23 protein-coding genes are annotated in these 26760 nt (G+C 73.6%); 7 read left to right on the top strand and 16 right to left on the bottom strand.

What is annotated here, in order from left to right:
* Position 1: 1 nt before the first annotated feature.
* The 3 genes from RM572_RS18940 to RM572_RS18930 form a co-directional block, all read right to left on the bottom strand.
* A complete protein-coding gene (locus RM572_RS18940; protein ID WP_311674541.1) occupies positions 2–1852 on the bottom strand; it encodes a glycoside hydrolase family 18 chitinase in 1851 nt (616 codons plus the stop codon).
* A 158-nt stretch (positions 1853–2010) separates the two neighbouring features.
* On the bottom strand, positions 2011–2685 hold the full coding sequence (locus RM572_RS18935; RefSeq protein ID WP_311674540.1) for a response regulator transcription factor: 675 nt from the start codon (positions 2683–2685) through the stop codon (positions 2011–2013).
* Positions 2682–3935: a sensor histidine kinase gene (locus RM572_RS18930; protein ID WP_311674539.1), complete on the bottom strand. Its 1254-nt coding sequence runs from the start codon at positions 3933–3935 to the stop codon at positions 2682–2684. Before RM572_RS18930 ends, RM572_RS18935 begins: the two co-directional genes overlap by 4 nt.
* 157 nt (positions 3936–4092) lie before the next feature.
* On the opposite strand from RM572_RS18930, the gene RM572_RS18925 reads away from it, so the two are divergent.
* Positions 4093–4680, top strand: coding sequence for a hypothetical protein (locus RM572_RS18925; RefSeq protein ID WP_311674538.1), 588 nt, complete (start codon positions 4093–4095; stop codon positions 4678–4680).
* Positions 4681–4806: 126 nt separating this feature from the next.
* On the opposite strand, the gene RM572_RS18920 is transcribed toward RM572_RS18925, so the two are convergent.
* From RM572_RS18920 to RM572_RS18910, 3 genes are all read right to left on the bottom strand, one after another.
* The gene (locus RM572_RS18920) at positions 4807–5439 is read right to left on the bottom strand and encodes a hypothetical protein (RefSeq protein WP_311674537.1); all 633 of its coding nucleotides are present in this window, start codon (positions 5437–5439) and stop codon (positions 4807–4809) included.
* A gap of 68 nt (positions 5440–5507) precedes the next feature.
* Positions 5508–6041 (bottom strand): hypothetical protein, encoded by a 534-nt coding sequence (locus RM572_RS18915; protein WP_311674536.1) that lies wholly within the window; start codon positions 6039–6041, stop codon positions 5508–5510.
* Between the two features lie 192 nt (positions 6042–6233).
* Positions 6234–7655: an MFS transporter gene (locus tag RM572_RS18910; protein WP_311674535.1), complete on the bottom strand. Its 1422-nt coding sequence runs from the start codon at positions 7653–7655 to the stop codon at positions 6234–6236.
* Between the two features lie 189 nt (positions 7656–7844).
* Between RM572_RS18910 and RM572_RS18905 the strand changes: the two genes are divergently transcribed.
* Positions 7845–9038: an alpha/beta hydrolase family protein gene (locus RM572_RS18905; RefSeq protein ID WP_311674534.1), complete on the top strand. Its 1194-nt coding sequence runs from the start codon at positions 7845–7847 to the stop codon at positions 9036–9038.
* 40 nt (positions 9039–9078) lie between these two features.
* Here RM572_RS18905 and RM572_RS18900 read toward each other — a convergent pair whose 3' ends face one another.
* Complete coding sequence (locus tag RM572_RS18900) at positions 9079–9651, bottom strand: cob(I)yrinic acid a,c-diamide adenosyltransferase (RefSeq protein WP_311674533.1); 573 nt, start codon at positions 9649–9651, stop codon at positions 9079–9081.
* A gap of 140 nt (positions 9652–9791) precedes the next feature.
* On the bottom strand, positions 9792–11495 hold the full coding sequence (locus RM572_RS18895; protein WP_311674532.1) for an APC family permease: 1704 nt from the start codon (positions 11493–11495) through the stop codon (positions 9792–9794).
* Positions 11496–12003: 508 nt separating this feature from the next.
* Between RM572_RS18895 and RM572_RS18890 the strand changes: the two genes are divergently transcribed.
* The 3 genes from RM572_RS18890 (at position 12004) to RM572_RS18880 (ending at position 16161) form a co-directional block, all read left to right on the top strand.
* On the top strand, positions 12004–12852 hold the full coding sequence (locus tag RM572_RS18890; protein WP_136182370.1) for a 3-hydroxyacyl-CoA dehydrogenase family protein: 849 nt from the start codon (positions 12004–12006) through the stop codon (positions 12850–12852).
* 294 nt (positions 12853–13146) lie between these two features.
* On the top strand, positions 13147–13479 hold the full coding sequence (locus RM572_RS18885) for an STAS domain-containing protein (RefSeq protein ID WP_027766007.1): 333 nt from the start codon (positions 13147–13149) through the stop codon (positions 13477–13479).
* 69 nt (positions 13480–13548) lie between these two features.
* Positions 13549–16161, top strand: coding sequence for an ATP-binding protein (locus RM572_RS18880; RefSeq protein WP_311674531.1), 2613 nt, complete (start codon positions 13549–13551; stop codon positions 16159–16161).
* 408 nt (positions 16162–16569) lie between these two features.
* Here RM572_RS18880 and nucS read toward each other — a convergent pair whose 3' ends face one another.
* Positions 16570–17241 (bottom strand): endonuclease NucS, encoded by a 672-nt coding sequence (gene nucS / locus RM572_RS18875; protein ID WP_311674530.1) that lies wholly within the window; start codon positions 17239–17241, stop codon positions 16570–16572.
* A 241-nt stretch (positions 17242–17482) separates the two neighbouring features.
* Here nucS and RM572_RS18870 point away from each other — a divergent pair, with 241 nt between their 5' ends.
* A complete protein-coding gene (locus RM572_RS18870) occupies positions 17483–17875 on the top strand; it encodes an SCO5389 family protein (protein ID WP_027766005.1) in 393 nt (130 codons plus the stop codon).
* Here the strand turns inward: RM572_RS18870 and RM572_RS18865 are convergent.
* Positions 17844–19004, bottom strand: a complete 1161-nt coding sequence (locus RM572_RS18865; protein WP_311674529.1) for an LLM class flavin-dependent oxidoreductase — start codon at positions 19002–19004, stop codon at positions 17844–17846. The two genes, RM572_RS18870 and RM572_RS18865, sit on opposite strands and share 32 nt — an antisense overlap.
* Positions 19005–19235: 231 nt before the next feature.
* On the opposite strand from RM572_RS18865, the gene RM572_RS18860 reads away from it, so the two are divergent.
* Positions 19236–19559, top strand: coding sequence for a hypothetical protein (locus RM572_RS18860; protein WP_027766004.1), 324 nt, complete (start codon positions 19236–19238; stop codon positions 19557–19559).
* A gap of 82 nt (positions 19560–19641) precedes the next feature.
* On the opposite strand, the gene RM572_RS18855 is transcribed toward RM572_RS18860, so the two are convergent.
* The 6 genes from RM572_RS18855 to RM572_RS18830 all read right to left on the bottom strand — a co-directional run bounded on the left by RM572_RS18855 (position 19642) and on the right by RM572_RS18830 (position 26743).
* Positions 19642–20802, bottom strand: coding sequence for a S1 family peptidase (locus RM572_RS18855; protein ID WP_311674528.1), 1161 nt, complete (start codon positions 20800–20802; stop codon positions 19642–19644).
* 217 nt (positions 20803–21019) lie between these two features.
* Positions 21020–22315 carry an ABC transporter permease gene (locus tag RM572_RS18850; RefSeq protein WP_311674527.1) on the bottom strand — a complete coding sequence of 432 codons (1296 nt, stop codon included), beginning with the start codon at positions 22313–22315 and terminating at the stop codon, positions 21020–21022.
* A 61-nt stretch (positions 22316–22376) separates the two neighbouring features.
* Positions 22377–23576, bottom strand: a complete 1200-nt coding sequence (locus tag RM572_RS18845) for an ABC transporter ATP-binding protein (RefSeq protein WP_311674526.1) — start codon at positions 23574–23576, stop codon at positions 22377–22379.
* 139 nt (positions 23577–23715) lie between these two features.
* Positions 23716–24726, bottom strand: coding sequence for an aminoglycoside phosphotransferase family protein (locus RM572_RS18840; protein WP_311674525.1), 1011 nt, complete (start codon positions 24724–24726; stop codon positions 23716–23718).
* Positions 24727–24841: 115 nt separating this feature from the next.
* Positions 24842–25621, bottom strand: a complete 780-nt coding sequence (locus tag RM572_RS18835; protein WP_311674524.1) for an ABC-2 transporter permease — start codon at positions 25619–25621, stop codon at positions 24842–24844.
* Positions 25622–25624: 3 nt separating this feature from the next.
* Positions 25625–26743 carry an ABC transporter ATP-binding protein gene (locus RM572_RS18830; RefSeq protein ID WP_311674523.1) on the bottom strand — a complete coding sequence of 373 codons (1119 nt, stop codon included), beginning with the start codon at positions 26741–26743 and terminating at the stop codon, positions 25625–25627.
* Positions 26744–26760: the final 17 nt, after the last annotated feature.

Genomic DNA, 26760 nt, shown 5'->3' with positions numbered 1-26760 from the left:
GTCAGCTCAGGCCGGTGTCGATGGCCGTGACGAGTTCGCCGTTCGTCGTGTCGCCGCTGAACTCCCAGAAGAAGGCGCCGCCGAGGCCCTGGTCCTTGGCGTAGGACATCTTGCCGTGGATGGTCTCGGGCGTGTCGTAGCTCCACCAGTTGTTGCCGCAGTGGGCGTAGGCGGTGCCGGCCACGGTCCCGGTCGTCGGGCAGCTGTTCTTGAGGACCTTGTAGTCCTCGATGCCCGCCTCGTAGGTGCCCGGGGCCGCGCCCGTCGCCGAGCCGCCGGGCTCGCTCTGGGTCACGCCGGTCCAGCCGCGGCCGTAGAAGCCGATGCCGAGCAGCAGCTTGTCGGCGGGCACGCCGATGGCCTTGAGCTTCTGGATGGCCGCGTCGGAGTTGAAGCCCTCCTGCGGGATGCCGTCGTAGCCGCGCAGCGGCGAGTGCGGGGCGGTGGGACCGTCCTTGTCGAAGGCGCCGAAGAAGTCGTACGTCATGACGTTGTACCAGTCGGTGTACTGGGCGGCGCCCGCGTAGTCGGCCTTCTCGATCTTGCCGCCGTCGGAGGCGTCCGCGGTGATGGCCGCGGTGACGAGCTGGTCGCCGAACTTCGCGCGGAACGCCTGCATCATGTCGCGCATGGAGGAGTAGCCGCTGCTGTCGCAGCTGAGGCCGCAGGCGTTGGGGTACTCCCAGTCGAGGTCGACGCCGTCGAAGACGCCTTCCCAGCGCGGGTCGTTGACGAGCTGGTAGCAGGACTCGGCGAACGCGGCCGGGTTCTGCATGGCCTCACCGAAGCCGCCGGACCAGGTCCAGCCGCCGAAGGACCACAGCACCTTGATGTGCGGGTGCTTCGCCTTCAGCTCCAGCAGCTGGTTGAAGTTGCCGCGCAGCGGCTGGTCCCAGGTGTCGGCGACGCCGTCGACGCTCTCGGCCGCGGTGTGGGCCTTCTCGATGGCGGCGTAGGAGTCGCCCATGGTGCACTTGCCGCCGGTGACGTTGCCGAAGGAGTAGTTGATGTGCGTGATCTTCTCGGCGGAGCCGCTGGTGTCGATGTCCTTGACGTCGTAGTCGCGGCCGTAGACGCCCCACTCGGTGAAGTAGCCGAGCTTGACGTGCCCGTCGGCGGGCGGCTCCGGGTCGCCGCCGCCGTCCGAGGTGGTGGACGCGGTGACGGTGGCGCCGGCCGGGCCGACCTGGCCGGCGGTGTCCTCGGCGGTGACCGCGTAGGCGTACTCGGTGCCGGGGGTGAGGCCGGTGTCGCGGTAGGAGGTGCCGGTGACGGCCGCGACCTCGGTGCCGTTGCGGAAGACGTGGTAGCGGGCGACGCCGTCGTCGTCGGTGGCCGCGGACCAGTTCAGGGTGAGCGAGGTGTCGGTGGCGGAGCCGACCGTGAGGCCGCCCGGTGCGGAGGGCGCCTCGTCGGAGGGGTCGCCGCCGCCGGAGCCGTCGCAGGGCTCGCCGTTGACGGTGCAGCCGGTGGGCTCGCCGGTGCCGGTGCCGTTGAAGCCGATGGTCGCGGACTGGCCGGGGGCGAGGTCGGCGTTCCAGCTCGCCGGGGTGGCGGTGTAGTGGTCGCCGTCACGGGTGACGGTGCCGTTCCAGTGCGAGCCGACGGTGGTGCCGGAGGGGAAGTCCCACTCCAGCTCCCAGTCCGTGAGGGTGGTGTCGCCGGTGTTCTCGACGGTCCACTGACCGCCGAAGCCGGTGTCCCACTGGGAGGTCCTGATGAACGTCGCGGTGGCCGACTCGGCCGCCTGCGCGGGGGTGGCCAGTCCGACCAGCAGGCCTATGGGGAGCAGCAGCGCCACGGCGAACGCCGTGGCCCTGCTGCGGATGCGTCGTACGGTTCCTGATCTCAAGGGTGCTCCTCGAGTCCGGTCCGGTGCGGTGGAGAGTCCGGAGGGGGTACGGGTGGGGACCGCGCCGCCTGCGGGCGCCTGTGGGTGCGCTCGCCGCGGTCACGGGGAGCGTAGAGAGGTCTGGACCACTGGTCAATAGGTCTGGACCAGAAGGGTCGTCAGTTCGTCGTGACGCCCCACTCCCGGGCGAACACCGCAGCCTGGGTGCGGCTGCGCAGCTCCAACTTCCCCAGCAGCCGGCTGACATGGGTCTTCACCGTGGCCTCCGCCATCGTCAGCCGGTCCGCGATCTCCGCGTTGGAGAGCCCGCGCCCGAGGCAGCCCAGCACCTCGCGCTCACGTGGCGTGAGTGCGGCCAGTCCGGGATGCGCCTCGCCGCCGCCCCGGCCCTCCGGGGCGGACGGGCGCGCGAACTCGGCGATCAGCCGCCGGGTGACCGCGGGAGCGATCAGCCCTTCCCCACGCGCCACCGTGCGGACCGCGTCGATCACCGCACTCGCCTCGCTGTCCTTCAGCAGGAAGCCCGCCGCCCCGGCCCGCAGCGCGCCGAACACGTACGCGTCCAGGTCGAAGGTGGTGAGCACCAGCACGTCCGCGAGCCCTTCGTCCGTCACCTGCCGGGTCGCCGAGACGCCGTCGAGCCGCGGCATCTGCACGTCCATCAGCACCACGTCCGGGCGCAGTTCCCGCGCCAGGCATACGGCCTCCTCGCCGTCTGCGGCCTCCCCGACCACCTCGACGTCCCCCGCGCTGCGCAGGATGAGCACCAGCCCCGCCCGTACGGCCTGCTGGTCCTCGGCCACGAGCACCCGGATCGCGGAACCTCCGGTCACCTCTTCTTCCTTCCCTCGGCGGGCAGTTCGGCCCGCACCCGCCACACCCGTCGCCCGTCCCCCTCGGGGGACGCGGGCCCGGCCGTCAGTGTGCCGCCCAGCAGCTCGACCCGTTCACGCATGCCGACGAGTCCGGCGCCCGAGCCGGGAGCGCGCGGACCGGACGGACGCCCGCCGCCCAGCGGGCTGGTCACCGTGACGGCGAGTCCGCCGCCGTCCCCGTCCGCTCCGCTCCCGCCGCCGCCCCCGACGTCCGCCAGGCGCACCGCGACCTCGCCGGGGGAGGCGTGCTTGAGCGCGTTGGTCACCGCCTCCTGCACGACGCGGTAGGCGGCCATCTCCACCGGCACGGGCGGACCGTCCCCGGCCCGCCGCGCGTCGTGCAGCGAGAACACCAGGTCCGTGCCGCCGGCGGCTCGGGCGCGCGCCAGCAGTGCGTCCAGGCCGTCCAGCCGGGGTGTCGCGTCCGGCACCGGCCGGCCCTCCGCGTCCCGCAGGATGCCGATCAGACGGCGCATCTCGGTGAGGCCCTGCACGCTGTTCTCGCGGATGACGCCGAGCGCGTCCCGGGTGGCGTCCCGGTCGTGCTGGAGCGCCTGGGCGGCGGTGGCGTGGATGGCGATGGCCGACAGGTGGTTGGCCACGATGTCGTGCAGCTCCCGTGCCATCCGGGCCCGTTCGGCGTTGACGGCCTGGACGCGGTCCGCCTCGGCCAGCAGCAGGGTCTGCTCGGCACGCAGCCGTTCCGCCTCCGCGGCCTCCCGGTGGCCGCGCACGACGACGCCGGTGAACGACGGGGCCAGGGTGATCAGGCCGGTGGCCATGCCGATCAGCAGCAGTTCGGGATTCCGCCAGACGGACACCGGCACCACCGTCGCCAGCACGGTGAGCGGCACGGTGGCCCGCGGCAGCCGGCGGGCCAGCTTCGGCCCGCCGTACACCACCGCGGCGTACACCAGGTCGGTGAACATCACCACGGGCGCGACCAGCGTGCCCGCCAGGGTGTCCAGGGCCAGCGCGGCGGTGCCCAGGACGAGCGCGACGCCGGGGGCGCTGCGGCGCAGCAGTTCGGTGCCCGCCATGACGGCCAGCGCGACCAGCGCCGCCCAGGAGGGCACGCCGAGCAGCTCCGGGCCGCCCTGGATGCCGGCGCCCCACAACGCAAGCCCTCCGGCCAGGCCCGCCGCGCCGATGAGCACGTCGTCGCGGTGCGGCCGGGCCGGGCGGCGGGGGAGCGGCAGGCTGGGCATGCGCCCATCACAGCACGCCGGCCGCCCCGTCGGCGTCGGCGCAGGGGCGGAGCAGGCCGGTACATCGAAGGATGCAGCGCGGAATCGTCGCCGGTGACGACGTGGACGACCGCGCGCGGCGGGAGGCTGGAGGGAGTCGCCGAGAGGAGCTCCCACCGTGCTGGTCGCCTTGATCATCGCCTGCGAGATCGGGTTCTGGGTACTGCTCGCCCTGGGCCTCTCGCTGCGCTACCTCGCCCGGATGCCGCGTGCGGGGGCCGCGGTGCTGCTGTGCGAGCCGCTGCTGGAGCTGGTGCTGCTGGTCGTCACCGCGATCGACCTGCGGAACGGCGCCGAGCCGGACTGGAAGCACGGCCTGGCCGCCGTCTACATCGGTTTCACCGTCACCCACGGCCACCACCTGGTGAAGTGGGCCGACGTCCGCTTCGCCCACCGCTTCTCCGGCGGCCCGCCCCCGCGCCGGGCGCCGAAGTACGGCACCGCGCGCCTCGTGCACGAGTGGAAGACGGCCGCCCGCTGGATCGGCGCCGCGGCGATCGCGGCGGCGCTGCTCCAGGCCGCGATCTGGTACGTCGGCGACACCGGCCAGGTGACCTCGCTGCGGGACTGGCAGGCCAAGATGGGCCTCCTCGCCGGCATCAACCTGGTCATCGCGCTGAGCTACACCCTCTGGCCGAAGCAGGCGCCCGCCGGGGCGCCGTCCGGCGAGGCGCGGCGGCCGGAGGGGGAGACCGTACGCCGTTGACGCCGCACGGCACCGGGGCGCCGGGCGCGCCCGACGCGCGAAACGGGCGGGGCGGCTCCGATTCGCCCGGAGCCGCCCCGCCCGCGCCTGCGGCCGACCGCCCGTGGGTGACGGGCGACGGGGGTGTCAGCCGCAGTGGTCGGCGTGCTCCTGGCCGGTCATCGCCCGGGTGTGCTGCGTCGTGGTGTCCGGCGCGTCCGGCACCGGACCGGTGGCGGTGAACGGCACGTACCAGTAGTAGTGGCCGTAGTAGCGGTCGGGGAAGTGCAGTTCGTACCGGCCGCTGACGGTCTGCAGCTGCGTCTCGCGGGTCACCCAGCCGACCTCGTTCGGGCGGACGTCGATGTAGGTCGTGGCGGATTCGGTGTGCGAGTTGGACCAGGTGTGCTCGTAGCTGGCCTCGATCGTCACCTTGAAGACCTCGCCGAAGCCGTACTCGGCGCTCATCGAGACACCGACGCTGTTGCTCTCGCCCGTGGTGTCCGACCAGCCGACGCCCGAACGCTGCGGGTCCTGGGTGCAGTTGAAGGCGGAGTGGCCGACCTGGTGGGACGGGCCCATGGACAGCTGCGGCGGGCCGTCGGGGTGGAAGATGCACACGTCGGTGCCGTTGTTGCACTTCTCCAGCAGCTGGCGGGCCGTCGGGGTCTCCTCGGCGGGGGCCGCCTGGGCGGCGGTCGGGGCCACGACGGCGCCCGCCGCGGCGGTCATCGCGGCGGCGAGGATGCCGATCCGGGTCCTTCTGCGTGTGGTGGGCATGGGGGTACCTCTCGAACTGTGGGGGGTGGTGGTCGGGTGGTGCCGGTAGGCGCGTCGGAAGGCCGGCGTCAGCTGAAGCCGATCGACTCCGTCCGGTCGTTCATGAAGGACCCGATGTCGGGGGTGTTCTCCTTGAACGGGCCGTCCCGGTCGCCGCCGAGGTTGGGCTCCGGGTACAGCCAGAGCCAGCAGTTCGCCCAGGGCTGGACGGACGTGATGCTGTCCTTCCACCCGTCGCCCAGGTCGTACTGCCAGTTGACCCAGCCGTCCTTCTCGCAGGGCTGCGGGCCGTAGATGGTCAGCGAGGATCCGCCGTAGTTGGCGTGCTCGAAGAACGTGCCCTGGATGACCTCTCCGGCGAGAGACGCGCGGAAGCCGTCGTCCCGTGCCGCCGCGCGTGCGGAGGCGGGTACGTCGTCGACGCGTCCGCTCGTGGCCGCCTCCACGGCGGCGCCGAAGGTGGCGAAGCAGCGCTCACCGCCGCCGTCGGGCCCGACGACGCAGTGCCGTTCGCCCGGCGCGTCGGTCCCCGGCCCGGCGGCCGGAGCGGCCGCCGCGCTCGTCGTGCCGCCGAGTGCGGCCAGTACGGCGAGCGAAGCCACCGCCGCTCGCGCCTTTCCCGTCGATATCGATCTGCGTGCCGGCACGTCGTGCCTTCCCTTCTCCTGTGGGGTGAGAGCGCTCCCGATCCTGCTCGCGGAGAACACGCCCAAACCCAGGGCCCGTTATTGCCCGGGATCCCCCTGCGTCGCGCCAGCTCGCGTCGTCGGCCGTGACCGGAATTGTGGGAGGGCCTACCGGCCGGTAGGCCCGTGGTGGACGCGGCGGCGCAGCAGCACCAGCAGCCCGGCGGCGCCCGCGAACGCCGGCACGGACGCCCCGCGCAGCACCGCCTCGATGGCCGGCCCGTCCGCCCCGGCCGTGGACGCCGCTCCGCTGACGACCTCCAGCACCGACGCCGCCACCGCCACCGCGACGGCGCCGAGCAGCACCAGGGAGGTGAGCACGATGCCCGAGGCCGCGGCCCGGTCCCGTTCCTGCACGTACGACTGGGTCGCGACGTTGGTCAGCGACCACCCCAGGCCGACGCCCACCCCGCACACCGCGAAGACGACGGTGTACCAGCCCAGCGGCTGCACCCACGTCAGCACCAGCAGCGCCACCCCGCTGGTCAGCATCCCCGCCGCCATCGGGCCCTCGGCGCGCCACCGTTCGGCCAGCCGCCCGGCCCAGTAGCTCGCCCCGCCGGAGCCGCCGGACAGGGCGAGGAACACCAGGCCGGCCTCCAGCGGCGACAGCCCCCGCACCTGCTGGAGATAGAGAGCGGCGAGTACCGCGATCAGCGCGTAGACGGCGTTGGACAGCGAACCGGCCAGGGTGACCACGTCGAACGCCCCGTTGCGGAACAACGCCAGGTCGATCAGCGGGTTGCGCACCCGCGCCTCCAGCAGCACGAACAGCGCCAGCAGCACCGCCCCCGCGGCCATCAGCAGCACGGTCCGCGCCGATGCCCAGCCCCACGCCTCGCCGCGGTCGAAGGCCAGCATCACGCAGACCAGCCCGCCCGCCACGGTCAGCACACCGGGAACGTCCACCTGACGCACCGCCGCGGCGTCCCGGCTCTCCCGGACGAACCGCAGCACCAGGGCCATGGCCGCCGCGCACAGCGGGACGTTGACCAGGAACACCGCCCGCCAGCTCACGTGCTCCGCGAGCACGCCGCCCACGAACGGGCCGACGGCGGTGCCCACCGCGCTGAACGCCAGCACCGTCGAGACCGCACGGGCGAGGCGTGCCTGGTCGAAGCGGGAGGCCACCACCGGCACGGCGACCGGGAAGACCACGGCCGCCGCGGCACCCTGCACGACGCGCGCGGTGATCAGCCACGCGGGGTTCTGCGCGGCGGCGCAGACCACCGAGACGACGGCGAACCCGGCCAGGCCGACGAGGATGACCTTGCGCCGCCCCCACAGGTCGGCGAGGCGTCCGCCGGCGATCATCAGTGCACCGAGCGCCAGCATGTAGCCGCTGACCAGCCACTGGAGGTCGGTGACCGACGTGTCGAAGTCACGGGCGATGACCGGAAGCGTCAGGTTCAGTGCGAACCAGTCCATCTGCACGATGAACATGGACAGCGCTGCGGCGGCGATGACCGCACGCTCCCGGGACGAGTAGCGGGCCGGAGCCCGGTCGGACCCGGCCGTCCGCGAAGCCACCACTCAAGGCTGACATGACCACGTGAGCCTCGCACGCGCGGCTCAGCGGGCGCGGGTCCTGCCGTCGCGGCCCTCGTGCGGGGGCCGTGGCCGCGCGGGGGCCGCCACCGAGGTGCGGCCCCCTCCCGCCGACCGCAGCATGGAGGCAGGCGCAGGCCCTCCCGGCCGCCCCGGACCCACGGACACGCCATGGAACTCTTCGAGGACCCGCTCTTCCAGACCTTCGCCGAGCGCGTCGCGATGACCGCCACCCGGGGCGGTGCCGAGTGGGGCGAGGTGCGGCTCACCGCGGAGCGCGTCAGCGAGGGCGACCGTGACAGCTGGCACGAGGAGTGGACCCGCACCGCCCGGATCGTCGAGGGGTGGGCCGAGGAGTCCGCGCGTGGCGGCCACCGGGTCAGCGCGCGGGAGGCGTTCCTGCGGGCCTGCACCTACCACCGCATCGCGTACTACCCGCTCTTCGGCGAGCCCGTGGACCCGCGGCTCGTCATGTCGTTCGGCCGCTCCGCCGCCTGCTTCGAGCGGTTCGCGGCGCTCGCCGAGCCGCGGCTGCTTCCGCAGGAGATCCCGTACGAGGGCACCACGCTGCCCGGCTGCTTCTGCCCGGCCGACGCGAGCGGCACCCCGCGACCGCTGCTGATCGCGGTCAACGGCTACGACTCCGCCCTGCCCGAGATGTACTGGTCGCACGCCGTCCCCGCGCTGCGCCGCGGCTACCACTGCCTGCTGGTGGACGGGCCCGGCCAGGGCCGGGCCCTGATCGAGCAGGGCCTCCACCTGCGTCCGGACTGGGAGCACGTGATCGGCCCGGTGGTCGACCACGCCCTGACCCTGCCCGGTGTCGACGGCGACCGGCTGGTGCTGATGGGCTGGAGCCTGGGCGGCTACCTGGCGCCGCGCGCCGCCGCCGGCGAACCACGCGTCGCCGCGCTGGTCGCCGACCCGGGTCAGTGGGACATGATCGACGCGTTCCGTACGCAGCTGCCGCTGCCGCGCGGACTCCGCGACCGCCTGCCGGACGTCGACCCCGGTGAACTCGAACCCCACCTCACGCCGTTGGTGGAGAACCCGGTGCACTGCTGGAAGATGGTGCAGCGCGCGATGTGGGTGCACGGCGTGAAGAACCTGGGCGAGTACGTCGTCGACACCGGCCGCTACCGCCTCTCCGACGTCGCGGCGCGGATCGCCTGCCCGACGCTCGTGGCCGTGGCCGAGGACGACCCGGTCGGGGCCGCCGCGGAGACCCTGTACGACGCGCTCACCTGCCCGCGCACCCTGGTCCGCTTCAGCGAGGCGGAGGGCGCCGCCGACCACGTCGAGTGCTGGAACCGTTCCCGCTTCGACCAGCGCGTCTTCGACTGGCTGGACGACGTCCTCGCCTGACCGCCCCGCCCGGCCCCGCCCGCTCGCCCGAGCCGAGCCGTCAGCGGTTCTCGCCGGGCACCCAGAGGACGTCGCCGACGTCCTTGTTGGCGGTGCGCGCGAGGATGAACAGCAGGTCGGAGAGCCGGTTGAGGTAGGTCGCGGTGAGCGGGTTCATCGTGTCCGCGTGCTCCTGCAGCGCGGCCCAGGTGGAGCGCTCGGCGCGGCGGGCGACGGTGGTCGCCTGGTGCAGCAGCGCCGCCCCGGCCGTGCCGCCCGGCAGGATGAAGCTGCGCAGCTTCTCCAGGCCGGCCAGGAAGCGGTCGCAGTCCTCCTCCAGCCTGTCGACGTAGGACTGCTCGACGCGCAGCGGCGGGAACTCGGGGTTCTCCACGACCGGGGTGGCCAGATCGGCGCCGACGTCGAACAGGTCGTTCTGCACACGCACCAGCACCTCCTTCACCTCCTCGGCGAGGCCGCCGAGAGCGAGGGCCACACCGATCGCGGCGTTCGCCTCGTTGGCGTCGGCGTAGGCGTCGATCCGGGTGTCCGTCTTCGCGGTACGGCTCATGTCGCCCAGGGCCGTCGTACCGTCGTCACCGGTGCGGGTGTAGATGCGCGTCAGGTTGACCATGCGTGCAGCGTAGCGCCGGACGGGACCGTACGAGCAGGCCGAGGGGCCCGTGGCGCCGCCACGGGCCCCTCGTGGCCCCCGGTCCGCGACGACGCGGCCGGGGCGCCCCGGGCGGCTCCTGCGAGCAGAGCCGTCCGGGCTCAGTGCGCCGGCGGCCCCCCGGCGTGCGCCTGCTGCGACTCGGCGAGGATCTCCTCCACGCGGTGGCGCGGAAGGGCGGTCCTCAGGGACACCCAGATGGTCAGCAGGGCCAGGACGAACGTGGCGACCGCGCCGGTGCCCAGGCCGAGCCAGCCGAGGTTCCCGGCCTCCTCCGACTCCGCCGGGTAGCCGCCGACGAAGCTGATCACCGCCAGGCCCGCGAACCACACGAACACCCAGGAACCGGCCGCGAGGTCGAGCTTCGGGTGGTCCTGCCGGGAGAACCGCAGGAACGCCGCCATGAGGATCCAGCCGAGGATCAGCAGGAGGAACAGCTTCCAGTTCTGCTCCCAGCCCGTCCAGTAGACGATCAGGTTCGTCGACCACAGCGCCAGGAAGCCGACGACCCAGACCGTCCTGTCGCCCAGCCGGTACGGGCGGTGCTGCTCCGGGAGCTGTTTGCGCATGGCCAGCAGCACGATCGGGCCCGATCCGAAGGACAGCACGGTGGCGCTGGTGAGGAACGGGACCAGCTGTGCCCAGCCCGGGAACGGCAGGAAGAACAGGCAGCCGACGACGAACGCCAGCAGCAGGCTGACCCACGGCACGCCGTTCCTGTCGACCTTGGCCAGATTCGCCGGTGCGTTGCGGTTGCGGCCCATGGCGTAGGAGAGGCGCGCGGTGACGCCGGCGTAGATCATGCCCGTGTCCCCCGGGGAGATGATCGCGTCGGCGTAGAGCAGGCCGGCCAGCCAGACCGCGCCCAGGATGCCCGCGATGGCGGCGAGCGGACCGAAGACCGCGAGCACGTCGGTCTCGCCGGTGAAGTTGGCGCCGACTTCGGCCCAGCCGCCCTCGGTGATGGCCTCGGACGGGACGGATCCGATGAAGGCGACCTGCAGACCGACGTAGAGGATGCCGCAGATGACGACCGAGCCGATCAGCGTCAGCGGGATGTTCTTCTTCGGGTTGTCGGTCTCGCCCGCGAGCTCCACGCCCTGGCGGAAGCCGAAGTAGGAGAACGCGATGCCGGCGCTGGCGACGGCGGAGAACACGCCCTTGGCGCCGTACGGGGCGAAGCCGCCGAACTCGTCGCCGGCGAAGTGGTCGGTGTTGAACGCGAGGGCGACGAACACCGCGATGACCAGCACGATCATCAGCAGCTTCCACCACACCAGCAGGTTGTTCAGCCGCTGGAACCAGCGCACACCGAAGAAGTTGACCAGGACGAAGAGGCCCATCAGGAGAACCGAGACGACGGTGCCCCAGGCCGTCAGCGTGGGTTGTCCGTCCTTCACGTCCTGCAGCCAGGGAAGCCAGTTGTTCGAGTACTGCACGACGGCGAGCACCTCGATCGGTGCCACGGCCGCGGCGGCCACCCAGGTGAGCCAGCCCATCGTGAAGCTGGTGAAGGAGCCGTAGGAGTAGTGCGGGTAGCGGGCGACGCCGCCGGAGTGCGGGAACATCGTCCCCAGCTCCGAATAGCTCATCCCGATGAAGATGAACATGACGCCGCCGATGATCCAGGAGAGGATCGCCGCGGGCCCCGCCATCTGCGACGCGAAGAGTGCTCCGAAGAGCCAGCCGGAACCGATGATCGACCCGACCGCTGTGAACAGCAGCCCGATCGTTCCGTAGTCCTTCTTCAGACGCCGGTCGTCACCCGGTGCGTCCGCCGAAGGGTTCGTGGTCACGTCGGCCATGGAGCGGCCACCTCCTGCTGTCGGTGCGTCGGTGCGGGCCTGCTGGAGAGCCGGTGGCAGCGGAGGAACCGATGTGCCGGACACAGACCCACAGCAGAGTGCGCACCTTCACCTTTGCCTGTCCAGGGCGAAACGGCCTGCATTTCCCTGCCTGCAGTATCGGTTCGGGCAAGGAATCTTAAATGGCAGGTATAGCTGAGCGTCATGTTGCAGCACGTCGACATGTGGGGATTATGTCGCTCTTGTCCGTGAAGTCCGCGCACTCGGTGCGAGTGGCACCCTCGCGCGGCGTCCTCCGGTTCCCCCGGTGGCGGGCGCCCGTCGCCGGAGATCCCGGAAGCCGGGTCGCCGGATCGCCGGGGGATCGGGCATAGCGCGGCGAAACGGACGCCCCGGGTGTGACGTCCGCCATGTGAGACGTGACGCGTGTCTCTTCGCCGCCTGAGGGTCCGTCCGAAGCGCTAGGGTCCCGCCAACAGCTCGGATGCTCCAGGGAAGGAAGCGTGTCGTGGCGAAGAAGCTCGCCGTCATCGGTGCCGGTCTGATGGGTTCCGGCATCGCGCAGGTCTCGGCCCAGGCGGGCTGGGAGGTGGTCCTCCGCGATGTGACCGACGAGGCGTTGCGCCGTGGCACGGACGGGATCAAGGCGTCCTTCGACAAGTTCGTCGGCAAGGGCAAGATGGAGGCCGCCGCGGCCGAGGCGGCGCTCGGCCGGATCACCACCACCACCGAACTGGACGCCGCGGCCGAGGCCGACGTCGTCGTCGAGGCCGTCTTCGAGAAGATCGAGGTCAAGCAGGAGATCTTCCGCGCCCTCGACGGGTTGGTGAAGGACGAGGCGGTGCTCGCCTCCAACACCTCCGCCATTCCGATCACCAAGATCGCGGCCGCCACCCGCCGGCCCGAGCGCGTCGTCGGCACCCACTTCTTCTCGCCGGTGCCGATGATGGGGCTGTGCGAGCTGGTGCGCGGTCACAAGACCAGCGACGAGGCGCTCGCCGCCGCCCGCGCGTTCGCGGAGTCGGTCGGCAAGACCTGCATCGTGGTCAACCGCGACGTCGCCGGCTTCGTCACCACCCGCCTCATCGCCGCCCTGGTGGTGGAGGCGGCCAAGCTCCACGAGTCCGGCGTCGCCTCGGCCGAGGACATCGACACCGCCTGCAAGCTCGGCTTCGGCCACGCCATGGGCCCGCTCGCCACCGCCGACCTGACCGGCGTCGACATCCTGCTGCACGCCACCGAGAACATCTACACCGAGTCGCAGGACGGCAAGTTCGCGCCGCCGGAGCAGATGCGGCGGATGGTCGACGCCGGCGACCTGGGCCGCAAGAGCGGCAAGGGCTTCTACACGTACTGACCGCGCGGCGGCCGTTCCCCCGGCCCGGCACGGCGGTCCGGGGCGCGTCCTCCGCAGCACCCGTGAGAGGGCGTCCCGGCCCGCCGTTCTCACCCGTGAGGGTGAATTGCGTATCGGTTGGACCACGAACGGCAACTCGACGGACCGTCAGGTCGTCTCCCCTGGAGAGGGGTTCCGGCCCTTCGCCGTGCGGCGTGCCCCGGCCGGGGTCCGGCGGCGCGGAGCATGCGCGAGCACGACGGGACCACACGTACGACACAGGACGCAGCCACACGATCCATACCGGGAGCGGTTATGCACATCAGGGGCGACCACGCAGAGCTGGTCGTCGGGGGGCGCCTCGACGTCCGCAGCGCAGCGGACGCCCGTACGGCTCTTCACGGCGCCGTCGACGCGGGCGAGGGCGACCTCGTTCTCGACCTGGCCGAACTCGAGTCGTGGGACGCCACCGGGCTGGGCGTCATCATGGGTGCGCACCGCCGGGCGGGGCGCTGCGGGCGGCGACTCGTTCTGCGGCGCGTACCGCCGCAGATGCAGCGCCTGCTCGTCGCCACCCGGCTGCACCGGATCCTGGCCATCGAGGACGCCGTCGCCGCCCCGCAGGTCGGAATCCTCACCAAGCCGTGACGTCCCGCCCCCCACACGAGCACGGCCCCTCGTGGATACTGTGCCGGACACTGCGATGGGGCGGAGGCCATGGTTCAGCACGAGAGTGACCAGTCCGGTGAGGAGCACGCGGACGAGCGGGGCGGTGGTCCCCTCGCCCGCACGGTCAGACTCATATCGGGCGACTACCTGCTGACCGTCAACCCGGTCGACGGCAGCGAGATCGAGCCCTGCCCGCCCGGACAGCGCCCCGGAAGCCCCCGGCGCCGCGCTGCGGGAGAGCGGCCCGAGGCCGGCCGTCCCGGCACCGGACGCGGCTCCGCCGGCGTCGGCGGGAGGCGCCCCGTCCTGCTGGAGCGGGACGAGGAGCGCGAGCGCCTCACCCGCCTGCTCGGCCGGGGGCGGTCCGTCCGTCTCACCGGGCCCCGCGGCTCCGGCCGCACCGCCCTCCTGGAAGCCGTCGCCGCCGACGCGGCGACCCTGGCCCCGGACGGCGTGATCCGGCTCAGCGGCTACCGCCGCGGGGTCACCGACGTCCTCCAGGACCTCTTCTCCGCCGTTCATGACGCTCCCGCCCTGCGCCCCGACCGGCGCCGCCTGCGCGAGGCGCTCTCCTCGGTCGGCGCGGTCGTCGTCCTCGACGACCTGGAGTTCGGCGCCTCCGCGCTCGACGAACTGCTCACCGCCACCCCCGAGTGCGCCTACCTCGTCGCGGCCACCCCCGACGTCGCCGCACCCTCCGAAGGGGCCCGCATCGAGGAGGTCTTCCTCCCCGGGCTGAGCCGCACCGCCTCGCTGGAACTGCTCGAGCACCGTCTCGGCCGTCCGCTCACCGACGACGAGTCCGACTGGGCCGGCGACCTGTGGTTCCTCAGCGAAGGAAACCCGCTCTCCTTCGTGCAGGCCGGCACGCTGCTGCGGCAGCGCGGCGGCGGCGCCGCCGTCGCCCTGTACGGCGCCGAGGACGCCTCCGACGGCCGCCTGCCCAGCGGCGCCGACCTGGCGGCCGACGTCGCCTCCGGTCTCTCGGGCACCGCCCGCGACGCGCTGCGCATCGCGGCCGTCCTCGGGGGCGAACTCCCCCGCGGAACCCACCTGCCGGCGCTGCTCGGCGAGGACCACGCCGACCATGCGCCGGACGAGCTCGCCGACGCCGGTCTCGTGACCGAGGCCGGCGGCCACTACCGCCTGGCCGGCGGTGTGGCGGGTCAGCTCGCCGCAGGGCACCCGGGCGACGGAGACGGGGACGCGGTGCGGGCCGAGACCGTGGCCCAGCACTACGCCTGGTGGGTCGCCCATCCGTCGGTCAGCGCGGCCCGCGTCGGCGCCGAGGCGGACGTCGTGGTCGCCGCCGTCCAGGCGGCACAGCGCGACGGCAAGGCCGCCGCGGCCGTGCTGCTGGCACGGTCCGCCGCGCCGGTACTCGCCGCCGCCCTGCGCTGGGGCCCGTGGGAACGCGTGCTGCGCAGCGGCCAGGAGGCCGCCCGGCGCGCCGGTGAGGTTGCCGAACAGGGCTATTTCCACCACGAGTTGGGTGTGCTCGCGCTCTGCCAGGGCAACCCGGAGCGAGCCCGCACGGAACTCGACGCCTCCGTGGCGCTGCGTGCCGCGCTCGCCGACCAGCACGGCACGGTGGCCGGCCGCCGCGCACTGGCGCTGGTCACCGATCGCCTCGCCGCGGCCGCCGCCGGCGGCGCGGCGGGGGTCACCCCGGGCACGCCCGACGGCCCCACACGCGCCGGCGGACCGACGGCTTCCCCCGCGTCGCCCCCGGAGACCGGGAGTGTCGCGGGCGCCGGAAGCGCGACGGGCGCCCTGGGGGCTGCCGGTGCGGCGGGCGCCGCAGGTGCCCGGGTGGGGCTCGGCAAGACCGCGGGGGCGGGTCCTTCAGCGGTCCGTCCGGCCCATGGCCCGGACGAGACGCCCACCTCCCCGACGCCCCGCTCGTCCTACGGCGACGGGAAGACCAGGTCCCAGGAGGAGATCACCGCGGCCGCGTTGTCGACGGCGGCGGCCATGGACGACAGCATCGCGGCCCTGCGCGCCGCCGCGGACGAGGAGCGCGGCCACTCCGGCCTGGGCGGCCGCCGAGGCCTCGCGGTGCGCAGCACACGCAAGAACGTTCTTGCGGCGGGGGCGGGCGCCGTACTGGCAGCCGTCCTCGGGACGGTGGCCCTCACCGCGGCGTCCGACAGCTCCGACACCCCGCGTGGCGGTACGGTCCAGCCGGACCAGTCGGACACGTTCACCGACGACTGGACGGACGATCCGGAGTCCGGCGACGGTGGCGCGGACCGTGGGGACGACCCGTCGCGCAGCCCCGGCACCCCCGGCCCCTCCAGCTCCGCCACCCCCTCGCCCTCCCCCTCCGAGGGAGGCGGCCCACCCGCCGACCCGTCCCCGACCGACGACGACTCCTCGTCGAACGGCGGCGGCAGCGGCGGGAACAGCGGCGGCAACGGTGGTGGCGGGGACGACGACGATGACTCGCCGTCCCCGGACCCGACCGACGACGAGACGACCCGGCCGCCGACCGAATCGCCCTCCCCTTCGGATTCGCCCACTCCCACGCCCACTCCGACCGAGTCGTCGTCGGGAGGGGGCGAGGGGTCGTCGTCGCCGACCGCGGACGGGCCCCCGCCGAGCGCGACGGCGAGCGGAGCGTCCCCGGCGGCGGGCAGCAGCGCGACGCCGGTCGACTGACATCACCGCCGGGACCCCGCCTGTACCTGTACCCGCCCGGCGGTGGGACGTGCCACGCCGCGGGTTCGCGGCGCGTGCTGTGGCGGGCGCCTGGGTGACCGGGACCGGCCCGGCTGCCCGCGCGATCCTGCACCGCCGCCCGGCGGGCCGGACGGGTCCGGGCGGCCGACCCCGTCCGCGTCGCCCGGAGACCCCGGCAGGCACGCCCGTTCTCCCTTGCCGCACGGCGGCGACAGCCGTTTCCGCCGTCCTGCGGCGGCGGGGCCGGGGAGTTCCGTGCGGCAGTCGGCCCACGCGCCGGGCGGAGGGGCGCGCCACGGCCCCACGCAGGGACGCGCGGGGCGGGCCGCACGTGCCGGTGCAGGACTCCCGCCCGGCGGGCGACGGCGCCCGCCGGGGCGTGTGCGGTCAGAAGAGGCGGAGCTTGTCGTCGTCGATGCCGCGGAGGGCGTCGTAGTCGAGGGTGACGCAGGAGATCGCGCGGTCGGTGGCCAGCACGCGGGCCTGCGGCTTGATCTCCTGGGCCGCGAACACGCCCTTCACGGGCGCCAGACGGGGGTCGCGGTTGAGCAGGTCGAGGTAGCGCGTCAGCTGCTCGACGCCGTCGATCTCACCGCGCCGCTTGATCTCGACCGCGACGGTCGTGCCGTCGGCGTCACGGCAGAGGATGTCCACGGGACCGATGGCCGTGGGGTATTCGCGACGGATGAGGGACCAGCCCTCACCCAGGGTCTCCATCCGGTCGGCCAGCAGCTCCTGCAGGTGCGCTTCCACGCCGTCCTTGATGAGACCCGGGTCCACGCCCAGTTCGTGCGAGGAGTCGTGCAGGATCTCCTCCATCGTGAGGATGAGCTTCTCACCCGCCTTGTTGACGACCGTCCACACGGTGACTCCGTCCTCCTCACCCTCCTTGAGGGTGCATGGCGGGGACATCCAGTTGAGGGGCTTGTAGGCACGGTCGTCCGCGTGGACGGACACCGATCCGTCGGCCTTGACCAGCACGAGTCGCGGTGCGGCGGGAAGGTGCGCGGTGAGCCGGCCTGCGTAGTCGACGGAGCAGCGGGCGATGACGAGACGCATGGTGGATCACGCTAGCGGACACCGGCACCCGTTCGCGATTCGCCCGTGATTGAGCCTGTTCTGGCATGGCTTGTTGTGTGCGCATTCGCCTGGTGCGTCCGTACGCGCAGGCTTACGCTTCGCATCGGGGGCGTCGCCGTACGGAACCAGTGCGGAGGGCTCGGCTCGCCGCGTTCGCGGGCCCCCGGTCACGTCCGTATGACCTCGCACGCGTGCGCGCGGGGTCGCGAGAGGAGTACTCATGTCGCTCGACGTCTCACCGGCCCTCCTCGCACAGGCCGAGCGAGGCGAGGTCGACGAAGCGGCTTTCGTCGACTGCGTCCGCACCTCCTTGCCGTACGCGTGGGAAATGGTCAGCTCTCTGGTCGCTCAGCTCAAGGTGGACGGCGGTGAGTTCGCCGACAACCAGACGCCTCCGCCGGACGAGCAGGCGCGCGGCCAGCTGCTGCGGGCACTGGCGAGCGACGCGATACGCGGCGCGCTGGAGCGGCACTTCGGTGTCCGGCTCGCCTTCCAGAACTGCCACCGGGTGGCGGTCTTCCCGACCGACGGGTCGGGAGACGAGCGGCTGGCCCGTTTCACGTCCGTGCGCGGGCAGTTGCTCAACCAGTCGCCGACGCTGCGCGACTGCTGACGCCGACGGGCCCGGCACCGGGTGCCGGCGTCGCCGCCGTGGCTCCGCCCGAGGCCGCCTGTCGCGGTGAGCGGTCGCGGAGCAGCGGCAGGACGTCGGCGCCCAGCCGGGCCACGGTGTCCCGTGTCGCGGCAAGATCACCCGTTCCCTCGACCAGTAGGGCGAAACGGCGGATTCCGGTCGTTTCCGCGGTGGCGGCGAGCCGGTCCGCGCACAGCGCGGGCGGGCCCACCGGGTGCAGTGCGCAGAGCTTCTCCGTGTAGGCGGCCGCGTCCCGCATGGCCCGTTCGCGGCCGTCCACGGTGCGGTGTGCGGCGAGCCCGCGGCGCATCCATGCGGGCATGGTCTTGGCGAGGGCCCCGACCGCCTCCCGGCGGGTGTCGGCGACCTGCGCCACACCCGCGGACACGTGGTCCGCGGCGGCCCGTTCGACCGTGTCCGTGCCGTGTCCCGCGGCGCGTGCCTCGCGCCGCCACAACGCGGTCATGCCGGCCTTCTCCTCGTCGTCGCAGTGCATGCCGAGCAGCATCGGCAGCGCGTGCCGGGCGGCGAGCCGTACGGTCCCGGGCGAGGTGCAGGCCACCACCACGGGCGGCGGGTCGGCGAGGCCGGCCACCGCGTCGTCCGGGCGGGGCACCACGTCGACCTCCGGGAACGCGTACCGCGCGCCGTCCGCGCCGACGCGCGGCTCGCGCAGCCAGCGCATCAGCAGCTCCAGCGACTCCGGGAAGCCGCGCTCGTACGCCTCCAGGCCCCCTCCGAAGACCGCGAGGTCGATCCACGGCCCGCCCCGTCCGACGCCGAGCGTGAACCGGCCGCCGGAGGTGACGTGCAGCAGCGCCGTCTGCTCGCCGAGCGCGACCGGGTGTGCGTTCGGCAGCACGCTGACCGCCGTGCCGACGCCGATCCGCCGGGTGCGTCCGAGCAGCAGCGCGGCCAGCGTCACCGCCGAAGGGCAGACGCCGTACGGCACGAAGTGGTGCTCGGCCAGCCACACGTCGGCCAGGCCCGCACGTTCCGCCTCCTCGGCCGTGCACACCGCCCGGTGCAGCGCCTCCGCCGGGCCCTGCCCGGGGAACTGCGCGGCCAGCACGAACGCTCCGACGGTCTCGACCCGTGCCTCACCCATGTTCTCCGCCTCCCTGAGGCCGCCCACCCCGGCCCCCCACCCGGCATCAACGCCTGACACGTGCCCAAGGCACGGTCCCCGGCGCGCAGCGGGCGCCGCGCGCCCCCGAGGGGGCGGGGCGGGGGACTGCGGTCAGTACGCTGGTGGCGCGAGCCCGCCGGGCCCGTCCGCGCGTCCGCGGCTTCGTCCGCGGAACGCCGTTCGCCGTCGTCCGAACCGCCGAGGTGCACCGTGTCCCCGCGTCGTAACCGCCCGCGTGGCGGCGGCAGGTCCGCGTCCGGGGGTGCCGAGCGCGCCGACCGGTACGGGGTGGAGCGCACGGAGGACTGGCGGGGCGAGGAGTGGGTGGTCCGGCAGGTCGGCGGGGGTGCCGCGGGGAAGCACTACCGCTGCCCGGGCTGCGACCAGGAGATCCCGCCGGGCGTCCCGCACGTCGTCGCGTGGGCGCAGCACGGGCCCGTGGACGACCGCCGCCACTGGCACCGTGCGTGCTGGAACGCCCGGGACCGCCGCTCCGCCCGCCTCCAGCGGTCCCGCAACGCCCCCCGGTACTGAAGCCTGTTCGCAGACGTGGCGACGGCCGGCACCGGAGCGGGGGCTCCGGTGCCGGCCGTCGCGGTGGGCCGGGGGTGTGCCGTCAGGCGGTGTGCAGGGTGAGGCCGTAGCGCTGGAGGATCTCGTTGATCGGCTGGTGCCAGGTCTCGCCGCCGCCGGAGCAGTTGCCCCAGCCGCCGGACGTGACGCCCTGCGCCTGGTCGCCGCTGATGAACGAGCCGCCGGAGTCGCCCGGTTCGGCGCACACGCTGGTCTTGGTCATCTGGTGCACGGCGCCCTGGCTGTAGTTGACCGTCTCGTTCTTCGCGAGCACGGTGCCGCAGTGCCAGTGCGTCGTCGAGCCGGAGCGGCAGACGGACGCGCCCACGGGCGCCTCCGCCGAACCGCGCACGAGACGGTCGGGGACGGTGCCCCAGCCGAGGACGACCGGCACCGTCCACCACCCGCTCCCGACGTTCACCCAGGCGTAGTCGTCACCGGGGAAGGAGGACCCCTGGAAGGTGCCGATGTGGCTGCCGTCCCAGCCCCGCACGGCGGAACCCGCGCCGCCGCAGTGCCCGGCGGTGACGAAGCCGCCGTGCACGGAGAAGCCTATGGAGCAGCGGACGTTGCCCGTGTAGTACGGGTCGCCGCCGACGGTGCCCGCCGCGAAGGTGCGGGGCGCCTGCGGGGTCTCCCGTACGGCGACCGGGCCGGCCTCGCGCGCGTCGGCGACGAAGGCGCGGACGGCGTCGTCGTGCCGGTGCCCTTCGACGACCCGGACGACGACCGCGCCGGCGCGCGGGTCGACGTGCCAGCTGGCGACCCCGGCGGGGGCGTCGAGCGTGTCGACGCTCCGCATGGTGGTCTCGAGTCTGCGCAGGGTGTGCGCGGCGGGTACGACCCGGGCGCCGGTCGCCTCGACGGCCCGACGCCGGTCCTCGTCGGTGCGTGCGCCGGTGAGCGCGACGGTGAGCCGGCCGCGTCCGGCGTCGAACCAGGAGCCGCCGTAGGCGGCTCCGGCGGCGCGTCGCGCGGCCGACTCCACGGTGCGGGCCTTCGCCTCCGCGTCGAGCCGGGCGAGGGCCTCCTTCTCGCTCAGGCCCAGGTCGCGCTGCAGGGCGGCGACCAGGCCGGGGGAGGCGGCCTGCTCCGCTGTGTCGCCGGGGGCGTCGGCCGCCGACGCCTGGGTGAGTCCGCCCGCCAGGGTGCCCGCGAGAAGCGCGGTGGTCAGGGCGGAGCGCAGGACCTTTCTTCGTCTCATGGCGTTGCCTTTCGTCGTGCCGGTAGGGGTGGTACGGAAGGCGTATGAGAGCGCTCTCATGTCGTGCTGCGGGGAGCGTAGCCGAGGAGCGGGTGTCAGGTCTATGCCAATGCACGCCGTGCGGCGGGAGACGCGTCGCGAGCCGAGGACGGGGCCGGCATGCCGAGGGCCCGGGGCCGCGCCGGTGCGCGGTCCCGGGCCCGTACGGAGCGGAAGGTCAGACGTCGCGGTTGGCCAGGGCGGCGTAGGCGCCGGCCAGGGCCGCGCCGGAGACGACCGCGAGCAGGCCGAGCAGCGGCCAGCCGGTGGTCCCCACGTCGCCCTGGAACGGCATCTGGAACATCGACGCCAGGCCGTTCAGCGGCGAGTACTCCAGCAGCCCGTCCTGCAGGTCGCTCAGGCTCGCCGGGAGGAAGATCGCGACCAGCATCGGCAGCAGCACCACGCCCAGCATGGCGGTGATGGCACCGGCGGAGTGGCGGAGCATCGCGCCGACGGAGAGCGAGAGCAGGCCGAGGAGGGCGACGTACAGGCCGGCGCCCACGGTGGCGCCGAGCCATTCGCCGCCGGTGGCGGTCAGTTCGCCGTTCACGACGGACTCGCGCAGGCCCTCGGACACCATCGCGTCCGGCGGCACCTCGGCGCCGCCCAGCATCCCTGCCTGGATCAGCGCGGTGAGTCCGGCCGCGAGCGTCGTCATGACGAAGGCGACCAGGAAGAAGACGAGCGCCTTGGCGAGCAGTACGCGCCCGCGGACCGGGCAGGCCGTCATCGTCGTGCGGATCATCCCGGTGCCGTACTCGGAGGTGATCACCAGCACGCCGAGGGTGATGACGCAGATCTGGCCGAGCATCAGGCCGAACAGGCCGCCGCCGAGCAGCGGCGTGGTGACGAACCGGTTGCTGCTGCCGCTGAAGGCGAGCGCCATCAGGAAGCCGATGCCCACGACGATCACGAACATCACGCCGAGCGTCCACATCGTCGAGCGCACGGTACGGATCTTCGTCCACTCGGAGGCGAGGGCGTGGCCGAGGTGGGTACGGGGGAGCGCGGCCTGCCCCGCGGTGCCCTGCGGCGGCGGCCAGCCGCCCGCCGGTGCGGCGGCGTGCACCGGCGCGGGCGCGGGCGCGGCCGGAGCGGTGGCGTACGGCGCCTGGCCGGGCGGCGGGCCCTGGGGCGCGGAGACGGGTGCCGCGGGCGGCTGGACGGGCTGGGCCGGCGGCGTGAGCATCATGGTGCCCTGGGCCGGGGCCCGCTGCGGTGGAGCGCCGTCGGCCGCGGCCTGGGCGGGGTTGAGCAACATGGTGTGCTCGGGGCGCCGGTCGGCCGTCTCCGCCTCGGGCACGGTGCTCTCGGCCTCCCCGGCCTCCCCGGCTTTCTCCGTCGCGTCGGGCGCCGACTTCGCGGGGTCCTGGGCCTGTCCGGGGACGTGCGGGACGTGCGCCTCCTCGGGCGACTGCGTGCCCGGGGCGGGGTCGGAGGCGGGGTTCTCGGGTGGCTGGGGCGTGGTCATCGGGCGTCCTCGGTGGGGGGCTCGGTGGCGGGCGGGATGGTGCCGGGGGAGGTGGGCCGCGTCATCCGCGGCCTCCGTCACCGGCGCCGGAGGCCCCCTGGTACGGGCCCGCCGCGTAGGCGCCCCGGGGGTCGGCCTGCGGCGGTACGGGCGGGGCGCCACCGGGAGGGCCGTACCCGCCCGGAACGGGACCGCCGGGCATCGCGCCCGGAGCCTGGCCCGGTACCTGTCCGGGCACCTGCCCCGGCATCCCGCCCGGCATCCCGCCCGGCACGGTCCCCGGCACCGGCATGCCGGGCGCGCCCGGCCCGAAGCCCGTCGGCGCGAGGCCCGCGGCCAGGTCCGTGGTCGACCGGTAGTCCACGGCCCCCTGGGTGAGCCGCATGTACGCCTCCTCCAGCGACGCCTGGTGCGGCGAGAGTTCCCACAGCCGCACGTCCGCCCCGTGTGCCAGGTCGCTGATGCGGGGGAGCGGCACCCCGGTCACCCGCAGGGCGCCGTCCGCCTCCGGTTCGACCTGGCCGCCGGCCTCCGCGAGCGCCGAACCCAGCTTCTCCCGCTGCTCGGGAGCGTCGTCCGGGGTGCGCACGCGCGCGTATCCCACGGAGTTCTGCGTGATGAAGTCCTTCACCGGCATGTCGGCCATCAACTGGCCGCGCCCGATGACGATGAGATGGTCGGCGGTCAGCGCCATCTCGCTCATCAGGTGGCTGGAGACGAAAACCGTCCGCCCCTCGTCCGCGAGCCGCTTCATCAGGTTGCGGACCCAGAGGATGCCCTCCGGGTCGAGCCCGTTGACCGGTTCGTCGAAGAGCAGCACCTGCGGGTCGCCGAGCAGTGCCGCCGCGATGCCGAGGCGCTGGCCCATACCGAGGGAGAAGCCCTTGGACCGCTTGCCGCCCACGTCCTGGAGACCGACGAGGCCCAGCACCTCGTCGACCCGGCGGGCCGGGATTCCGGACAGCTGCGCGAGGCACAGCAGGTGGCTGCGCGCGCTGCGCCCGCCGTGCACGGCCTTGGCGTCGAGCAGTGCGCCGACCTGGCGCGGCGCGTTCGGCAGCTTCCGGTACGGCTGCCCGCCGATCGTGACATGACCCGAGGTGGGCTGGTCCAGGCCCAGGATCATCCGCATCGTGGTGGACTTGCCGGAGCCGTTGGGCCCCAGGAAGCCGGTGACGGCGCCGGGCCGTACCTGGAAGGACAGGTTGTACACGGCCGTCTTGGCACCGTAGCGCTTCGTCAGGCCGTACGCCTCGATCATGCTCGCCCCTGTACGTGGTTCGGGGCCCCGCGTCGCGCGTTCACCGCCCCGCTCTCGCCCCCCGGTCACAGCTCTAGGAGGGTACAGGCCGCCGGCCCGGTTCCCTCCTGTCGGTCACGTCCGCGGTGGGAAGGGCGCCTCAGTACGGCGGTGCGTCCGCCGTCTCCCGCAGCGCGGCGGCCGAGGCCGCCGCGCACGCGCGTTCGGCGGCACGGGACGCTCCGGGGAAAAGGCGTCCGAAGGACACCGCCCTGCCGAGCGCACCCGGCCGCCACGCGAGGGAGGCCGCCCGCCGCAGCTCGGCCGCGCTCGTGCCCCGGCCCGTCCACGGCTCCAGGTAGGCGTCCCGCAGGCGCGGCGCCACCTCGGGCCCGTACCGCTCGCACGCCGCCCGGACGGGGACCCGGAGCGAGCAGAACGGGTGCGAGAGCGTGGCGTCGCCCCAGTCGAAGAAGGTGAACCGGCCCGGCCGCGGGGCGAAGACCTGGCCGGCGTGCAGGTCGGCGTGGTCGAGGGAGTCCGGCACGCCGACGGCGGCGAGTTCCGCGCACCAGTCGGCCAGGCGCGGCCGGAGCGCGAGCAGGCGCGCGCGAGCGCCGGGTGCCGACGTCGTGCCGTCCTCCACGAGCCGGTCGAAGACCTCGGGCAGCGCAGTGGTGCGCGCGGCGGGCACGCCGAGCCGTTCGAGGGCCGGCAGGTGCGGCAGAAGGGCCCGTTGCAGTGCGGCGTAGCACCGCAGCGGCTCCTCCCAGGCGCGCGGGTCGTCGGGGACGCGGTCGAGCACGTCGCGGAAGAGCGCACCGCCGTCCGGCAGCAGCGACCAGCCGCGTTCGGCGTCCACGGCCAGCGGAGCGAGGACGTGCTCCGGCGTCCACGCGGCCAGCGCCCCGGTCAGCGCGCCCTCGAAGGCGCTCGCGGGCGGGTTCGCCTTGAACCACACGGCACCGGCGGTTCCTTCGACGGAAAGGCGCACCAGCACGGACCAGGGCCGCAGGCGCACCGCCCGCCGTCCCGTCTCCCGCAGTCCGTGCGCCGCGAGCCCGCGCCGCGCCCAGTCGAGGGCGGCGTCGCGCCAGGTCTCCTGCTCCCACGGCGTCACCGCATCCGGGTAGGCCCCGCGGTCCACGGACGTCGTCGTGCGCTCTCCCATCACGCCATCCCAGCACGTCGCCGGCGCCGGCTCCATCGGGTTTCCGCGCCGTGCGGCGGACGCGACGGCGCCCCGGACCGTAGGGTCCGGGGGCGCCGCAGGCGGGTGTGCCGCCTTACGCGTCGCGCTTCTTGACCGTCACGAAGCCCGCCAGCAGGGCGACGACGACCCAGCCGGCCATGATCAGCAGTCCGCCCCAGGGGCCGTACGGGCGGTCGCCGCTGCCCATGCTGCCGTCGACGACCGACATGATCATCGATCCGGCCTGGTCGGGCAGATACATGCCCACGTCCCGGGTGGCCTCGACGGCGCCCAGGATGTTGGAGACCAGAAAGAAGAACGGCATCAGGATCGCGAACGCCAGCAGCGGGCTGCGCAGCAGGAACGCGATGCCCATGGAGAACAGCGCCATCAGCGTCATGTAGATGCCGCCGCCGATGATGGCGCGGAGCACGTTCTCCTCGCCGATCGAGGTGCTGTACTCCCCGAGCAGGGCCTGACCCATGAAGAACGCGCTGAAGCTCGTCGCCATGCCGACCACCAGGACCAGCAGCGTCGAGACCGCGATCTTCGAGGCCATGAAGACCCCGCGCTGCGGGACGGCGCCGAGGGAGCTGCGGATCATGCCGGTGCTGTACTCGCTGGAGACGGCCAGCACACCGAACGCGATCATCGCGAGCTGGCCGAGCGTGGTGCCCGAGAAACTGACGAACGTGGGGTCGAAGGTGGCCCTCTGCTGGGGCGGCATGTCGTTGAAGGTGGAGGCCGTGACCGCGGCGATCAGCGCGCCGAGACCGACGGTGACGACGAAGGCGGTGGCCAGCGTCCAGAAGGTCGAACGCACGGTGGTGACCTTGGTCCACTCGGAGTGGAGGACCCGGGATACGTGTGCCATGGTTCAGCGGCCCTTCTTCCAGCCCTCGCCCCACGCGGGACGGTCCTGCGGCGTCTCGGTGTGCGGTGTGCCCGGCTGCGGCGCCGGGACCGGCTCGCCCTGTACGGCGCCGGGCGGCGGCGGTGCGGCCGGCGTCCCGCCCGGTGCTCCGGCGGGTGCGCCCTGGCCCGGTACCGCGCCCGCGGCGACGGCCTGCTGCATCGCCGGGTCGGCGGTGGACGTGTGCGCGTGGTACTCCACCGCCCCTGCGGTCAGCCGCATGAACGCTTCTTCCAGCGACGCCTGCTGCGGGCTCAGCTCGTGCAGCACGATGCCTCCCGACGCGGCGAGTTCGCCGATCCGGGACGCCTCGACGCCCTCCGCCTCCAGCGATCCGTCGGCGGCGGTCACCGGCGTCACGCCCTCGCGGTGCAGCAGGTCGAGCAGCTTCTCGGGTTCTGGCGTGCGCAGCCGCACGTACGTCCGCGAGTGCTCGGCGATGAACTCGGACATCGGGGTGTCCGCGAGCAGCCGGCCCTGGCCGATGACGACCAGGTGCTCGGCCGTCAGCGCCATCTCGCTCATCAGGTGGCTGGAGACGAAGACGGTGCGGCCCTGCCGGGCCAGTTCCTGCATCAGGTTGCGGATCCAGTGGATGCCCTCGGGGTCGAGTCCGTTGACCGGCTCGTCGAACATCAGGATCTTCGGGTCGCCGAGCAGCGCGGCCGCGATGCCGAGGCGCTGGCCCATGCCGAGGGAGAAGCCCTTCGGTCGTTTCTTGGCGACGGCGGACAGACCGACCAGGTCGAGCACCTCGGACACCCGGCGGCGCGGGATGCCGTTGCTCTGCGCCATGCACAACAGATGGTTGTAGGCCGTGCGCCCACCGTGCACGGACTTGGCCTCCAGCAGCGCGCCGATGTAGTTCAGCGGCTCCTGCAGGCGGTCGTACCGCTTGCCGTCGATACGGACGTCGCCGCTGGTGGGCGCGTCCAGTCCCAGCATCATGCGCATGGTGGTGGACTTCCCCGCGCCGTTCGGGCCGAGGAAGCCGGTGACCACGCCGGGGCGCACGCTGAACGTGAGGTGGTCGACGGCGACCTTGCGGCCGTAGCGTTTGGTCAGCCCTTCGAGCTCGATCATGCGTCGATCCTACGGGC

Origin of the sequence: Streptomyces hazeniae (assembly GCF_031845485.1) — a bacterium.
In the GTDB taxonomy this organism is placed as follows: Bacteria; Actinomycetota; Actinomycetes; order Streptomycetales; family Streptomycetaceae; genus Streptomyces; species Streptomyces hazeniae.
Note: the sequence above shows the minus strand (reverse complement) of the source record. Positions and strands in the feature narration are given on the sequence as shown.